Here is a 13,121-nt window from a genome sequence, read left to right as displayed (position 1 = left end):
GCCGCCGCTGCTCCTCGCGGTCCGGACCCGGCACGGCTCAGACCCCCGCCGTTCCGCCGCGGGCGTACGGCTCCGCCCCCGGCAGGCCGGGCAGCCCCTCCGCCGCCGACTCCCGCCAGTCGGCCGGCAGCAGGTGGTCCAGCACGTCGTCCACCGTCACGGCGCCGAGCAGATGCTCGCCCTCGTCCACCACCGGCGCCGCGACGATGTTGTACGTGGCCAGATAGCCGGTGAGCGCCCGCAGCCGGGTGTCCGGGGGCAGCGGCCGCAGATCGTCGTCCACGACCGAGCCGACCAGGGAGAACGGCGGCTCGCGCAGCAGCCGCTGGAAATGCACCAGGCCGAGGTAGGTGCCGGTCGGGGTCTCGTCCGGCGGCCGGCAGACGTACACCTGCGCGGCGAGCGGCGCGGGCAGGTCCGCGTTGCGCACCCGGGCCAGGGCGTCGGCCACGGTGGCGTCCGGGCGCAGGATGATCGGCTCGGTGGTCATCATGCCGCCCGCGGTGTCCTCCTCGTACGACAGCAGGCGCCGCACCGGGGCCGCGTCCTGCGGCTGCATCAGCCGGAGCAGCCGCTCCTTGTCCTCCTCCGGCAGCTCGGAGAGCAGGTCTGCCGCGTCGTCCGGGTCCATCGCCTCCAGCACGTCGGCGGCGCGCTCCTCCTGCAGCTTGCCCAGGATCTCGACCTGGTCGTCCTCGGGGAGCTCCTCCAGCACGTCCGCGAGCCGGTCGTCGTCCAGCGCGGCGGCCACCTCGGCGCGCCGCTTGGCGGAGAGGTGGTGCAGCACGTTCGCCAGGTCCGCCGGGCGGAGCTGCTCGAAGGTGGCGAGCAGATTGGCCGCGCCCTGGTCCGTCTCCTCCCGGGCGAAGCCGGTCACCGCCGACCAGTCGACGGTCAGCTTCTCGCCCGCGCGGCCGTCGCCTCCGCCCCCGGACGGCTCCCGCCGCCGCATCCGGCGCCGCAGGGCGCCGCCCCCGCCCCGGCGGACGAACACCTTGTCGATCTCCCAGTCCCGGCGGGCCGGGGGCTGCACCATGCCGACGTCCAGCACGGTGACCTCCTCGCCGGTCTCCACCAGGGTGACCCGGCGGTCCAGCAGCTCGCCCAGCACCAGGGTCTCCGCAGGGCGCTGCTCGAAGCGGCGGATGTTCAGCACACCGGTGGTGAGCACCTGACCGGACTGCATGCCGGTCACCCGGGTCATCGGCAGGAAGACGCGGCGCCGGCTGACCACCTCGACCACCAGCCCGAGCACCCGCGGCGGGCGGCCGCCCGGCCGCAGCACGGTCACCACGTCGCGCACCCGGCCCACCCGGTCGCCGTTCGGGTCGAAGACGGCGATGCCGGAGAGGTGGGAGACGAAGACGCGTGCGGGGCCCGCCATCATGCCGTGCCCTCCTCGTCGCGGGGCGCTTTGTCCGGCTTCAGGCTAGCGTGCCCGGGCGTGGCCACGCCTTGTGACGTGGTCCGGACGGCTGCCCCACCCGGTCCCTGCGCCCCCGCTCTCCGGCAGCGGTAGGGTGCGGTCCGGTTCTGCCGCCGACCTCCTGGAGGAAGCCGACGTGACTGGACGGGTCCGCTCCCGGCGGAGTGCCCTGCTGGCGAGTCTCCTCTGCGCCGGTCTGACCACGTCCGTCACCGCCTGCGGCAGCGACGACCCGGACAAGGGCACCAACGGGGTGGGCAGGCTCCCCGCCGCGAAGATCGAGAAGAAGGCCCGTCAGGCGGCGCGGAACGCCGGCTCCGTCCGCCTCTCCGGCTCCGTCGTCAGCAACGGCCGCACCTACCGGCTGGAGATGCGGCTCAAGGAGAGCGGCGGCATCGGCGAGGTCTCCACCAAGAGCGACACCTTCCAGCTCCTGCGGGTGCGGAAGGACCTCTACCTCAAGGCGGACGCGGACTTCTGGGTGCACCAGGAGAAGGGCGGCGACGAGGAGCCCACGGAGGCCGACCTCGCCGCGGCCAAGAAGCTCGACGGCAAGTACGTCAAGGTCCCGGAGGAGGATCCCGCCTACCGCAAGCTCAGCGGCTTCACCGAGATGGAGGTGCTGCTGGACGGGCTGCTGGCGCTGAAGGGCGAGCGGGAGACCGGCGACCGCACGGAGGTCGGCGGCACCCGCACCATCCAGGTCCGCGCGAACGACGGGCGGGGCGGCACGCTGGCCGTCTCCCTGGAGGGCACCCCGTACCCGCTGCGGCTCACCCGCGGCGCCGAGGCCGGCACGGTCCGGCTGGCCGACTGGGACGAGGGCTTCTCGCTGCGCGCGCCCAAGAAGGAGCACATCGTCGACTACGGCAAGAAGATCTCCGCGGACGCCTGACCTTACGGGACGCGCCGGGCCTGCGGGGTGCGCCCGGGCGTGCGGCAGGTGCGCGGCCTGTGCCCGGGGTACGGGACGTGCGGGCGCCGCCCCGCACGGCGCGGGCCGCACGGCCCGCCGGGGCGTGCGGACTCCGGGCCCGGGTGCCGGGCCTGCCTCAGCGGTGCCTGCGACGCCCGCGGCGGAGCAGCAGCTTGGGCAGCGCCGCCGGGGCGGGCCGCCGGGTCGTCGCCGGGGTGGGCAGCGGCGGGGCCGTGTGGGCCTCGTCCGGCATCTCGCCCGGCCGCTGCACCGGCGTACCGGCGATCTCCAGCCGGAGCACCCGGCACTCGCGGGCCCAGCGTTCCAGGACGCTCTCCGCGTCCGGTGCGTTCAGCCGCTTGCCCTTCAGCTCCCCGGCCGCGGAGCTCCAGTCGGCACCGCCCGGGGCGAGTTCCACCACCCGTGCCGGCCAGACGACCAGCCGGCCGCCCTTGTCCTTGCTCCGCGCGGTCACCGTGGCCGCGGCGCCGTCCGTCAGCCCCATCCCGGCGAACGGCTGTTCGCCCGGGCCGTCACCGACCACGCAGACCGCGCCCTCGTGCCACACGTGCCACAGCGCGCGGGCGGGGCCCTCCGGGCCGCGCACCCACAGCAGCGCGGACTTCCTGGCCGACTCCTCGATCAGCGCCTCGTCGGCGAGGGAGCGGTCCGGGCAGTCCTCTTCGGGCGGCGTCATGCGGGCAGGCTACTAGGTGTGCTCATCCGCCGGGCGGCTGAACGGGGCCGGCAGCGACCCGGACGCGTGCCGCCCCGGGCCGGGCGCCGGAGCGTGGCCCCACCGCACGGAGACGCCCGTCACAACCAGCCGTTGCGCTTGAAGCCGCGGTGGATGGCCGCACAGATCGCGGCCGTGAGGGCCAGCACCGTCGGATAGCCGTACCGCCACTCGAGTTCGGGCATGTACGTGAAGTTCATGCCGTAGATGCCGGCGATCATCGTCGGCACCGCGAAGATCGCCGCCCATGAGGTGATCTTCCGCATGTCCTCGTTCTGCGCCACCGTCGCCTGCGCCAGGTTCGCCTGGAGGATGGAGTTGAGCAGGTCGTCAAAGCCGAGCACCTGTTCGTTCACCCGGGCCAGGTGGTCGGCGACGTCCCGGAAGTACTTCTGCACCTCCGGGTCGATCAGCCGCATCGGGCGCTCGCTGAGCTGCTGCATGGGCCGCAGCAGCGGGGAGACCGCCCGCTTGAACTCCAGCACCTCCCGCTTGAGCTGGTAGATGCGCCCCGCGTCACCGCCGCGGCGGCGGTTGCCCGCCTCCGAGAAGACGTCGATCTCCACCTCGTCGATGTCGTCCTGGACCGCGTCGGCGACCGCGAGATAGCCGTCCACGGTCTGGTCCGCGATGGCGTGCAGCACGGCCGAGGGCCCCTTCGCCAGCAGGTCCGGGTCCTCCTGCAGCCGGTGCCGCAGGGCGCGCAACGAGCCCTGGCCCCCGTGCCGGACGGTGATGATGTAGTCCCGACCGGTGAAGCACATCACCTCGCCGGTCTCCACCACCTCGCTGGTGGAGGTCAGTTCGGCGTGCTCGACGTAGTGCACGGTCTTGAGCACGGTGAAGAGGCTGTCGTCGTAGCGCTCCAGCTTGGGCCGCTGGTGCGCGTGCACGGCGTCCTCCACCGCCAGCGGGTGCAGACCGTACTCCCGGGCGATCTCCGCGAACTCCTCCTCCGTCGGCTCGTGCAGGCCGATCCACACGAAGCCGCGGTTCTCGGACCGCACGGTACGCAGTGCCGCGGAGGGGCCGAGGGAGTGGCTGTCGCGGTGCCCCTCCCGGTAGACGGCGCAGTCGACGACGGCGCTGCCGCCCGCGGCGCGGGTGCCGTCGTAGGGGTGCGGGTCGCGGTCCCCGCGGCGGAGCGGACGTACGGCGGCGCGCAGGTCTCGGATCATGGACATGCTGGGCTCCTCGTGCGGTGCCGTGCCACCGGCAGGCGGACGCAACGCTGCCCACAATGGGGGCCTACGGGCCGGCGGACCCGGCCGGAGGTCTGCAAAGCGGGCACCGCGCGCAGCCGCTGCGGCGGCGTTCGCGGACGGTCGGTTCGAGCGGAACGCGGGAAATCTCCAGCGGAACGCGGGAAGCTGCGAGAACGCTCTTCCGTCGTACGGGCCCACCGGGCGCAGGGTTGTGACCTAGCTCACGGGTTTCATTCCACGGCGGCGGGGGATGAAGGGGCTCAGGCGTGGGGACGCGCATGCCGGACGGAAGAACGGTTGGTACTGCACGGTCGACTCGGATCCATGTCAGCCCCACCTCCTCCGGCCGGTCCCCCGTGGGGGACGATCGACATGTCCTGACCAGCGGTCAACGGTAACACCCGCAGAAGCGTTCCAGCGGCAGATCCGGCCACCCCCGGCACACGCCGCGCACGGGACCGCGCGGTTCTCCGCACGGTCCTCGCGCGATCTATGCTCCCGCGTATGGCGGATGTTCTTCAACTCGTCGAGGCCCGGCTGCGTTCCACGCTGGGAGAGCCCGACGCCCGTGCCTCGGTCACCTTCCTGGGCACCGAACGCATCGAGGTGCTGCGCTTCCTGGAAGGAGACGTGGCGCGCTACGCCACCGTGGGGATGTCCGCCGCCCCGATGACCGATCCGGCGGCCGCCCTGGCCGACCCCGAGCGCGGCCCGCGTGCCGAACTCCTGCTCTCCGTGCGGGTGGGGGTGGCCGACACCGACAAGGTGCTGCGCCCGCTGGCCGTGCTCGCCGCCTCGCCGCAGGTGGAGGGGGTGGTGGTGGCGCCCGGCGCCTCGCTGGACGTCGGCGACCCGCTGTGGCCGACCGCCCCCTTCACCTCCGTGCTGGTCGCCGAACCCGGCGGTCTCGTGGAGGACTTGGCGCTGGAAGCGCCGCGCGAACCGGTGCGCTTCCTGCCGGTGCTGCCGATGACGCCGAACGAGGCCGCCTGGAAGCGGGTGCACGGAGCGGCCGCGCTGGAGGAGCGGTGGCTCCGGCACGGCACCGACCTGCGCGACCCGCGCCGGTCCTCGGTGCCGCTGGGCGACTGAGCGCCCGGCCCGGGGCCGGGCCGCCGTCGCTGTGCCAGCCGGTGCGGACCGTGGGGCACCCGGGGGCCCCGGGGTTACGCACGGCGTACGGCGGGCGTCCAGGCGGTGTGCGGCCGCTCGGCGACCGTGTACGACACAGCGGTCTCCGGGCGGGTGATCGTCCTTGACGCGGCGGCGGCGTGGTAGGACCGTGGGTCAGCATGAGGGGCGAACCCAGTTGCCCGAAGTGCGGTGGCCGGGTCCGCGCGCCCGGGCTCTTCGCCGACACCTGGCAGTGCGACCTGCACGGCACGGTGCATCCGCTGCAGCCCGTCGTGCCACCGAGTGTGGAGGCGCTGGCGGTCGTGGTCGGCCGCACCCGGGTGCCCGTCTGGATGCCCTGGCCCCTGCCCGTCGGCTGGCTGTTCACCGGTGTCGCCTGCGCCGGCGACGACCGCAGCGGCGGCCGCGCCACCGCCGTCGCCTGCTCCGGGCCCGCCCCGCTCGGCGGCCCCGGCGAGCTGATCCTGGTCGCCGAGGAGCTGGGCGTCGGGCTCGGCGCCCGCTACGCCGGCATCGAGGGGCCGGATCCGGGGGAGTACCTGCGGGTCGACAAGCCCGCCGACGGGAAGGTGCTGGCCGCCGGGCGTCCCACCCCTCTCTGGCTGGTCGAGAACACCCCTCCCGACCGCGCCGTCTTCGCGGGTGAGGCGCGCGGGCTGTGGCTGTGGGCCGTCGTGTGGCCCGAGGAGTCCGCCCTGCTGATGTACGACGAACTGGTCCTCACCGATCTGCGGGACGCCGGCGCGGAGGTGGACCTGGTGCCCATAGGGGCGTTGTCGCCGCGCATCCTGGACTGAGGCGCCGACGCGTGCCGAGGCGTGCGCGACCCGCGCTCCGGGGAGCCCCGGGGGCTTCCCGGGCCTCGCGGCCCCGGGCCGGAGCGGTGCCGGGTCCCGGGTAGAGTGGGGCACGCCCGTTTCCTCCGTCCGACGTGGGAGCCCCGCCCCGTGCGCATCGACCTGCACACCCACTCCACCGCTTCGGACGGCACCGACACCCCCGCCGAGCTGGTGCGCAACGCCGCGGCCGCGGGGCTGGACGTCGTCGCCCTCACCGACCACGACACCGTGGCGGGACACGAGGAGGCCGTCCGGGCGCTGCCGTCCGGGCTGACCCTGGTGACCGGCGCCGAGCTGTCCTGCCGCCTGAACGGCATCCCGCTGCACATGCTGGCGTACCTGTTCGACCCGGAGGAGCCCGAGCTCGCCCGCGAGCGCGAACTGGTGCGCGACGACCGGGAGCCGCGGGCCCGCGGGATGATCCGGAAGCTCAACGAGCTGGGCGTCCCGGTCACCTGGGAGCAGGTCGCCGGGATCGCCGGGGACGGCGCGGTCGGACGGCCGCACATCGCCAGCGCGATGGTGGAGCTGGGTGTCGTCGAGAGCGTCTCCGACGCCTTCACCTCCGAGTGGATCGCCAACGACGGCCGGGCGTACGTCGACAAGCACGAGCTGGACCCGTTCGAGGCGGTCCGGCTGATCAAGGGCGCCGGGGGCGTCGCGGTCTTCGCGCACCCGCTGGCCGTCAAGCGCGGCGCGTGCCTGCCGGAGTCCGCCATCGCCGAACTGGCCGCCGCCGGGCTCGACGGCCTCGAGGCCGACCACATGGACCACGACCCGGACACCCGGAAGAAGCTGCACGGCGTCGCCGCCGAGCTGGGGCTGCTGGCCACCGGGTCCAGCGACTACCACGGCAGCCGCAAGACCTGCGTGCTCGGCGAGCACACCACCCACCCGGACGTCTACGCCGAGATCGCCGCCCGCGCGTCAGGCGCCGGCCCGCTCACCGGCTGACCGTCCCCGGCCGCGCCCCTGCGCTCCGGTGCCGGGGCCGCCACGGGCAGCGAGCCGACGGGCGCCGGACCGCGTTCCGCCCCCTGGCTGCGGCTCCGAGGGTCTCCCGCACCTGTGTGCGGCCCCGCGCGGCCCCCTCGCATGACGGCGGTTCCGCCGTGCGCCTGCGGGCGCCACACACTTGGTGCGCGGCCGTACGGCCCGGCCGTGCGGCGGCGCCCGGCGGCGCGGTTGCGGCGCCGCGGCCCGGCTGCCCGGTGAGGGCGGGGGCCGCCCGGCGCCGGCCGGAGTGAGCCCGGGCTTCGGCCCGCGGCCATGACGCGGGGGGCGCGCCCCCCGCCTTCCCGGACCGGCCGGGCTGTGCTCCGCGTCGCTGCGCGCGGCCCGTGCTGCCCTCGGTCGGCCGGGCTCCGGTCCGGGTGGCGCTCCGCGGCGCGGCGGCGGCCCCGGACCGGTCGGCCCGGCCGGGCACCGACCCCGGGGTCCCGCCGCGCGGTCCCGGGTCTTCGACCTGCCGTGCCGGGCCCGCGCGCTGGGCGAGGCCGGAACCGGCTCGGTGCGGTCCTGCGCGGCTCCGGGCCCCGGCCACCGCCGGCGTCCGGGTCGGAGCGCGGGCTCCGGCTCAGGCCGGCGACCCCGCCTTCCGGGGCCGGGGCCGCGGCGGGCTGGTCCGGCAGCCCCGCCGGGCCGGCCGGATGACCGGGCCCGGCGCTTCCAGCGCCCGGGCCCCCGGCGGGGCCTTCGGCCGCACACCCGTCAGCACCCGAGAACCCATCGTTCACCGCCCCTGCGAGGTACCCCTGTGTTCGACATCGCCCTCTTCGGCTCCGTCTTCGTCACCCTGTTCGTGATCATGGACCCACCGGGCATCACACCGGTCTTCCTCGCGCTCACCTCCGGCCGCCCGGTCAAGGTGCAGCGCAGGATGGCGTTCCAGGCCACGGCGGTCGCCTTCGGCGTGATCACCGTGTTCGGGCTCTGCGGCCGGCAGATCCTCGACTACCTGCACGTCTCCGTGCCGGCGCTGATGGTGGCCGGCGGCCTGCTTCTGCTTCTGGTGGCCCTGGACCTGCTCACCGGCAAGACCGAGGAGCCGTCCCAGAGCAAGGACGTCAACGCCGCGCTGGTGCCGCTCGGCATGCCGCTGCTGGCGGGTCCGGGCGCGATCGTGTCGGTCATCCTGGCCGTGCAGCGGGCGGACGGCTGGGGCGGCCAGGTCGCGGTGTGGACGGCGATCGTGGCCATCCATGTGGTGCTGTGGCTGGTGATGCGCTACTCGCTGTTCGTCATTCGGGTGATCAAGGACGGCGGCGTGGTGCTGGTGACGAGGCTGTCGGGGATGCTGCTCTCCGCGATCGCGGTCCAGCAGATCGCGAACGGCGTCACCCGCTTCATCCAGGGCTGAGGAAAGCGGGGGCCTCGCTCGGCCTCACCCCGCCGCCCCGGCCCGGCCGTGCGCACGGGTGCCGTGTCTCGCAACGCGGTGACACTCGCGGACTTCACGTTTAGACGTGCCCGATATGTGCTATTTCGCTCCACGATGACCCACGCTGTCCCCGGGTGTGAAGGAGCCTTGTGCCATGATCGTCAAGAAGCTGCACGAAGTGGGGGTGCGGAGCGAGCACGCCTACGCCGCCGCGTTCGTCTCCATCGCGGGCGCCGTCTGGGCCTGGGCGGCGTCGAACAAGGTCGAGCACGCGGATATCGCCCGCGCCGACCGCTGGGGCATCTTCGTGGGGGAGTGGGCGCCCACCTTCTTCGGCCTCGGGCTCGCGCTGAGCCAGTACGAGCGAGCCGCCGACTCCGAGCCGTTCTGAGCAACGCAGCGACGGGAGCGGGCGTGAGCGGTGCGGACGCGGGGCGGGGGGACCACATCGTGGTCGTCGGCGCGGGGCTCTCCGGCCTCTCCGCCGCCCTGCACCTGCTGGGGGCGGGCCGCTCGGTGACGCTCGTGGAACGCGAGGACGGGCCGGGCGGCCGGGCAGGCCGTACGGAGGCGGCCGGGTACCGCCTGGACACCGGCCCCACCGTGCTCACTTTGCCGCACCTGGTCGACGAGGCGCTGGCCGCCGTCGGCGAGCGCCTCGCCGACCGGGTGGAGCTGACCCGGCTGGAGCCGGCGTACCGGGCTCGTTTCGCCGACGGCTCCCGCCTCGACGTGCACACCGGCGCCGAGGCCATGGAGGAGGAGATCCGCCGCTTCGCCGGCCCGGCCGACGCCGCGGGCTACCGCCGGCTGCGACGCTGGCTCCGGGAACTCCACCGGGTGCAGATGCGCAGTTTCATCGATGCGCACCTCGACTCGCCGCTCGGCCTGCTCGTTCCCGACCTGGCCCGGCTCGCCGCGCTCGGCGGGTTCCGGAGCTGGCACGGGCGCGTCGCCCGTTTCCTCCGGGACGAGCGGCTGCGCCGGGTCTTCACCTTCCAGTCGCTGTACGCCGGGGTGCCGCCGCACCGGGCGGCCGCCGCCTACGCCGTGATCGCCTACATGGACACGGTCGCCGGCGTCCACTTCCCGCGCGGCGGCCTGCACGCCGTACCCCGCGCCATGGCCCGGGCCGCAGCGGGCGCCGGGGCCCGCTTCGTCTACGGCGAGGCGGTCACCGAGCTGGAGCGGCGCGGGGAGCGCGCGGTCGCGGTCCGTACGGCGCAGGGCGCCCGCATCCCCTGCGACGCCGTCGTGCTCACCTGCGACCTGCCGGTCGCCCACCGGCTGCTGGGTGGCGCCCCCCGCCGCCCGCTGCCGCTGCGCTACGCGCCCTCGGCGGTTGTCCTGCACCTGGGCGGGTCCCGGACCTGGCCGGAACTCGCCCATCACACCCTCTTCTTCGGTGCGGCCTGGCGGCGCACGTTCCGGGAGCTCACGACCACCGGAGAGGTGATGAGCGACCCCTCGCTGCTGGTCACCCGCCCCACCGCCACCGATCCGTCGCTGGCGCCGCCCGGCCGGCACCTGCACTACGTGCTGGCGCCCTGCCCCAATCTTGCCGTGGGGCCGCGGGACTGGACGCACACCGGCCCCCGGTACCGGGACGCGCTGGTGACGGAGTTGCGGCGGCGCGGTCTGACCGGGCTCGGCGACCCGGCGGAGACCGAGCTGGAGCGGCTGGTCACGCCCGCCGACTGGGCCCGGCAGGGGCTGGCCGCCGGTACCCCCTTCTCGGCCGCGCACAGCCTCGCGCAGACCGGTCCGTTCCGGCCCCGCAGCGTGCCCTCCGGCTGGGCCAACGTGGTGCTGGCCGGGTGCGGCACCACCCCCGGCGTCGGGGTGCCCACGGTGCTGATCTCGGGAAAGCTCGCCGCCGCCCGGCTGCTCGGCGCAGTCCCGGGCCGCCACCCTGCCCGCGGCACGGGCCGCCGACGGGCCGCCGCACCCGGCACGCGGACCCGGCCTGCAACCCCCGCCGGCCCGGTGCCGTCCACGCCTTTCCCCTCCGAGGAGCAGGGGGCCTCCGGGCGGGCGCTTTCCGTTGCGCCCTCTTCCGGCCAGGCGTCTCCCGGCCCGGCCGGGCAGACCCCTTCCGGCCCGGCCTCCTCCGCGGGGAAGCGGGCCACCGGCGTGCCCCCGGCCGGTCACCGCGGGCAGGTGCCCGGATGACCGCACGGGAACTGGATGCCGCCGGCATCCGGGGTGCCGCGCTGCGCGCCGCCTACACCCGCTGCCGGCGGATCAACGCCGGGGGCGGCAAGACGTACTTCCTCGCCACCCGCCTGCTCACGCCGCGCCAGCGCCCCGCCGTACACGCCCTCTACGGCTTCGCCCGCCACGCGGACGACATCGTCGACGACCTGGACGGCCCGCAGGACCCGCGTGGCCGTGCCGCCGCCCTCGACGACCTGGAGGCGACGCTCCGCCGGGCGCTGGCCTCCGGCCGCAGCGACCACCCGGTGCTGGCCGCCCTGGCCGACACCGTCGCCCGCTACCGGATCGACCCGGAGCACTTCGCGCACTTCATGCGGTCGATGCGGATGGACCTGCGGGTGACGCGCTACCCCACCTTCGAGGACCTGCGCGCCTACATGCACGGGTCGGCCGCCGTGATCGGGCTCCAGGTGCTGCCCGTGCTGGACACCGTGGTGCCCCGGGAGGAGGCCGCCCCGCACGCCGCCTCCCTCGGAATCGCCTTCCAGCTCACCAACTTCCTCCGGGACGTCGGGGAGGACCTGGACCGCGACCGCGTGTACCTCCCCGAGGACCGGCTCGCCGCCCACGGTGTGGACCGGGAGCTGCTGCGGTGGTGCCGGCGCACCGGCCGTACGGACCGGCGGGTGCGTGCCGCAGTCCGGGACATGAACGCCTTCACCCGCGGCATCTACCGGCACGCCGCCCTCGGCATCCCCATGCTGCACCCCGTCTCCCGGCCGTGCGTACGCACCGCCTACCACTGCTACCAGGCCATCCTCGACCGTATCGAGGCCGCCGACTGCGCCGTGCTGCACCGCCGCGCGGTCGTGCCCGGCCGGCAGAAGGCCGCGGTCGTGCTGCGCGGCCTGGGCGGCCTCGCCCGTGCCCGGCTGCGCGGCGCACTGACCGGCGATCTGCCCCGCACCCGGGCACCGGACGCCCCGGCGGACACCCGGCCCGGCGCGGACGGCCCGCCCGGCGCGGGGCCCGGCGCGCGGGACGCGCAGTCCGCCGCCCACGGCACAGCGCCGGAGTCGGCGCCGTGAGGCGCGGGGCGGAGGCCGCCCGCCGCGGCCCGCTGCGGATGCTCCCCGCGCCCGCCTGGAGCAGCCAGGAGCCCACCTGGCGTGCCGCCCGGCCCCGGCTGATCCAGGAGGCGCTGGCCCGGGCCGTCGCCCGTCCCTCCGGCAACTGGTACGTGTGCGGCGCTGCCCGCGAGATCCGGCCCGGGCGTCCGTACGGGCGGACGGTCGCCGGGGCCGAGCTGGTGGTGTGGCGGCGCCCGGACGGGCGCCCGGTGGCCGGGCCCGGCGCCTGCCCCCACCTCGGCGCCCCCCTGTGCCACGGCGTCGTGGAGCGGGGCGGGCTGCGCTGCCACTGGCACGGCCTGCTGCTGACCGAGGAGGGTACGGCCGGCTGGGAGCCGTGGCCCGTGTACGACGACGGAGTGCTGCTCTGGGTACGCCTCGACGAGGCCGGCGGCGAGGAGCCGCTGCCCCGCCCGCGGCTGCCCCGCCGCCCGGACGCGGCCCGGACGCTGGACGCGGTGACCACCGTGGCCGGCGGCTGCGAGCCGGAGGACGTGGTGGCCAACCGGCTGGACCCGTGGCACGGCGCCTGGTTCCACCCTTACGCCTTCACCCGGTTGCGGGTCCGGGAGGAGCCCGGTCCCGGGAACGGGGACCGCTTCGTGGTGGACGTGGCCTACCGCGTCGGCTCCCGCGCCGCCGTGCCCGTGCGGGCCGCGTTCACCGCCCCGGAGCCGCGCACCGTGGTGATGGAGATCCTGGACGGTGAGGGTGCCGGCTCGGTGGTCGAGACCCACGCCACGCCGCTGACCGCGCCGGGCGCGGCACGTCCGCGTACCGCTGTGGTGGAGGCCGTGCTGGCGACCTCGCCTCGGCCCGGCTTCACCGCCGCCCGGGCCGCGGCGCCGCTGCTCCGCCCGCTGGTGCGCCGTGCCGCCGCCCGGCTGTGGCGTGACGACCTGGCCTATGCCGAGCGCCGCTGGGAGCTGCGCAGCCGCGGCCGCTTCCCGGGCGCGCCGTGACCGCCGGGCCCCGGCGCACCGCCGCGCCCGCGGCACCACGGCCCCGTGCGGCCGGCGCGCGGTGGGTGGCGTCGGTCCGGCGCCCGGGCAAGCCGGTGGTTCCGCGGTTCCGGCCCGCCGCGCACCGGGCCGGGTCCACCGTGCCCGGCCTCCCCGCCGTGCTGGGCCCGGGTCGTGCGGGCGTGCCCCGCGCCGGGACCGCGGTGGGCCGGGCCGCGGCCAGCCGCTCCGCGGCG

12 protein-coding genes are annotated in these 13,121 nt (G+C 75.7%); 9 read left to right on the top strand and 3 right to left on the bottom strand.

What is annotated here, in order from left to right:
• Positions 1 to 37 precede the first annotated feature (37 nt).
• A complete protein-coding gene (locus HOY81_RS21180; protein WP_237322071.1) occupies positions 38 to 1,387 on the bottom strand; it encodes a CBS domain-containing protein in 1,350 nt (449 codons plus the stop codon).
• 175 nt (positions 1,388 to 1,562) lie between these two features.
• Between HOY81_RS21180 and HOY81_RS21175 the strand changes: the two genes are divergently transcribed.
• Positions 1,563 to 2,321 carry a hypothetical protein gene (locus HOY81_RS21175; protein WP_237322070.1) on the top strand — a complete coding sequence of 253 codons (759 nt, stop codon included), beginning with the start codon at positions 1,563 to 1,565 and terminating at the stop codon, positions 2,319 to 2,321.
• Between the two features lie 157 nt (positions 2,322 to 2,478).
• Here HOY81_RS21175 and HOY81_RS21170 read toward each other — a convergent pair whose 3' ends face one another.
• Complete coding sequence (locus tag HOY81_RS21170; RefSeq protein WP_237322069.1) at positions 2,479 to 3,039, bottom strand: hypothetical protein; 561 nt, start codon at positions 3,037 to 3,039, stop codon at positions 2,479 to 2,481.
• Positions 3,040 to 3,158: 119 nt separating this feature from the next.
• Positions 3,159 to 4,262 (bottom strand): magnesium and cobalt transport protein CorA, encoded by a 1,104-nt coding sequence (locus HOY81_RS21165; protein ID WP_237322068.1) that lies wholly within the window; start codon positions 4,260 to 4,262, stop codon positions 3,159 to 3,161.
• Positions 4,263 to 4,787: 525 nt separating this feature from the next.
• Between HOY81_RS21165 and HOY81_RS21160 the strand changes: the two genes are divergently transcribed.
• From HOY81_RS21160 to HOY81_RS21125, 8 genes are all read left to right on the top strand, one after another.
• Positions 4,788 to 5,375, top strand: a complete 588-nt coding sequence (locus HOY81_RS21160; RefSeq protein ID WP_237322067.1) for a suppressor of fused domain protein — start codon at positions 4,788 to 4,790, stop codon at positions 5,373 to 5,375.
• A gap of 200 nt (positions 5,376 to 5,575) precedes the next feature.
• Entirely contained in the window at positions 5,576 to 6,214 is a 639-nt protein-coding gene (locus tag HOY81_RS21155; protein ID WP_237322066.1) for a DUF6758 family protein, read from the top strand.
• A 150-nt stretch (positions 6,215 to 6,364) separates the two neighbouring features.
• The gene (locus tag HOY81_RS21150) at positions 6,365 to 7,210 is read left to right on the top strand and encodes a PHP domain-containing protein (protein WP_237322065.1); all 846 of its coding nucleotides are present in this window, start codon (positions 6,365 to 6,367) and stop codon (positions 7,208 to 7,210) included.
• Positions 7,211 to 8,012: 802 nt separating this feature from the next.
• Positions 8,013 to 8,615, top strand: a complete 603-nt coding sequence (locus HOY81_RS21145; protein WP_237322064.1) for a MarC family protein — start codon at positions 8,013 to 8,015, stop codon at positions 8,613 to 8,615.
• Positions 8,616 to 8,790: 175 nt separating this feature from the next.
• The gene (locus tag HOY81_RS21140) at positions 8,791 to 9,027 is read left to right on the top strand and encodes a hypothetical protein (RefSeq protein WP_237322063.1); all 237 of its coding nucleotides are present in this window, start codon (positions 8,791 to 8,793) and stop codon (positions 9,025 to 9,027) included.
• A gap of 23 nt (positions 9,028 to 9,050) precedes the next feature.
• Positions 9,051 to 10,808 (top strand): phytoene desaturase family protein, encoded by a 1,758-nt coding sequence (gene crtI / locus HOY81_RS21135; protein ID WP_237322062.1) that lies wholly within the window; start codon positions 9,051 to 9,053, stop codon positions 10,806 to 10,808.
• Positions 10,805 to 11,881 carry a phytoene/squalene synthase family protein gene (locus tag HOY81_RS21130; RefSeq protein WP_237322061.1) on the top strand — a complete coding sequence of 359 codons (1,077 nt, stop codon included), beginning with the start codon at positions 10,805 to 10,807 and terminating at the stop codon, positions 11,879 to 11,881. The genes crtI and HOY81_RS21130 overlap by 4 nt, the downstream gene beginning before the upstream one ends.
• Positions 11,882 to 11,919: 38 nt before the next feature.
• Positions 11,920 to 12,885 (top strand): DUF5914 domain-containing protein, encoded by a 966-nt coding sequence (locus HOY81_RS21125; RefSeq protein WP_237322091.1) that lies wholly within the window; start codon positions 11,920 to 11,922, stop codon positions 12,883 to 12,885.
• Positions 12,886 to 13,121 lie beyond the last annotated feature (236 nt).

Source organism: Streptomyces sp. JJ36, from assembly GCF_021696945.1.
Lineage (GTDB): Bacteria > Actinomycetota > Actinomycetes > Streptomycetales > Streptomycetaceae > Streptomyces.
Note: the sequence above shows the minus strand (reverse complement) of the source record. Positions and strands in the feature narration are given on the sequence as shown.

Bases quoted from the DNA above. Each gene is read 5' to 3' on its own strand.
- HOY81_RS21140 (WP_237322063.1), top strand. From the start codon at position 8,791: ATGATCGTCAAGAAGCTGCACGAAGTGGGGGTGCGGAGCGAGCACGCC.
- HOY81_RS21160 (WP_237322067.1), top strand. From the start codon at position 4,788: ATGGCGGATGTTCTTCAACTCGTCGAGGCCCGGCTGCGTTCCACGCTG.
- HOY81_RS21130 (WP_237322061.1), top strand. From the start codon at position 10,805: ATGACCGCACGGGAACTGGATGCCGCCGGCATCCGGGGTGCCGCGCTG.
- HOY81_RS21180 (WP_237322071.1), bottom strand. From the start codon at position 1,387: ATGATGGCGGGCCCCGCACGCGTCTTCGTCTCCCACCTCTCCGGCATC.
- HOY81_RS21155 (WP_237322066.1), top strand. From the start codon at position 5,576: ATGAGGGGCGAACCCAGTTGCCCGAAGTGCGGTGGCCGGGTCCGCGCG.
- HOY81_RS21170 (WP_237322069.1), bottom strand. From the start codon at position 3,039: ATGACGCCGCCCGAAGAGGACTGCCCGGACCGCTCCCTCGCCGACGAG.
- HOY81_RS21125 (WP_237322091.1), top strand. From the start codon at position 11,920: ATGCTCCCCGCGCCCGCCTGGAGCAGCCAGGAGCCCACCTGGCGTGCC.
- HOY81_RS21165 (WP_237322068.1), bottom strand. From the start codon at position 4,262: ATGTCCATGATCCGAGACCTGCGCGCCGCCGTACGTCCGCTCCGCCGC.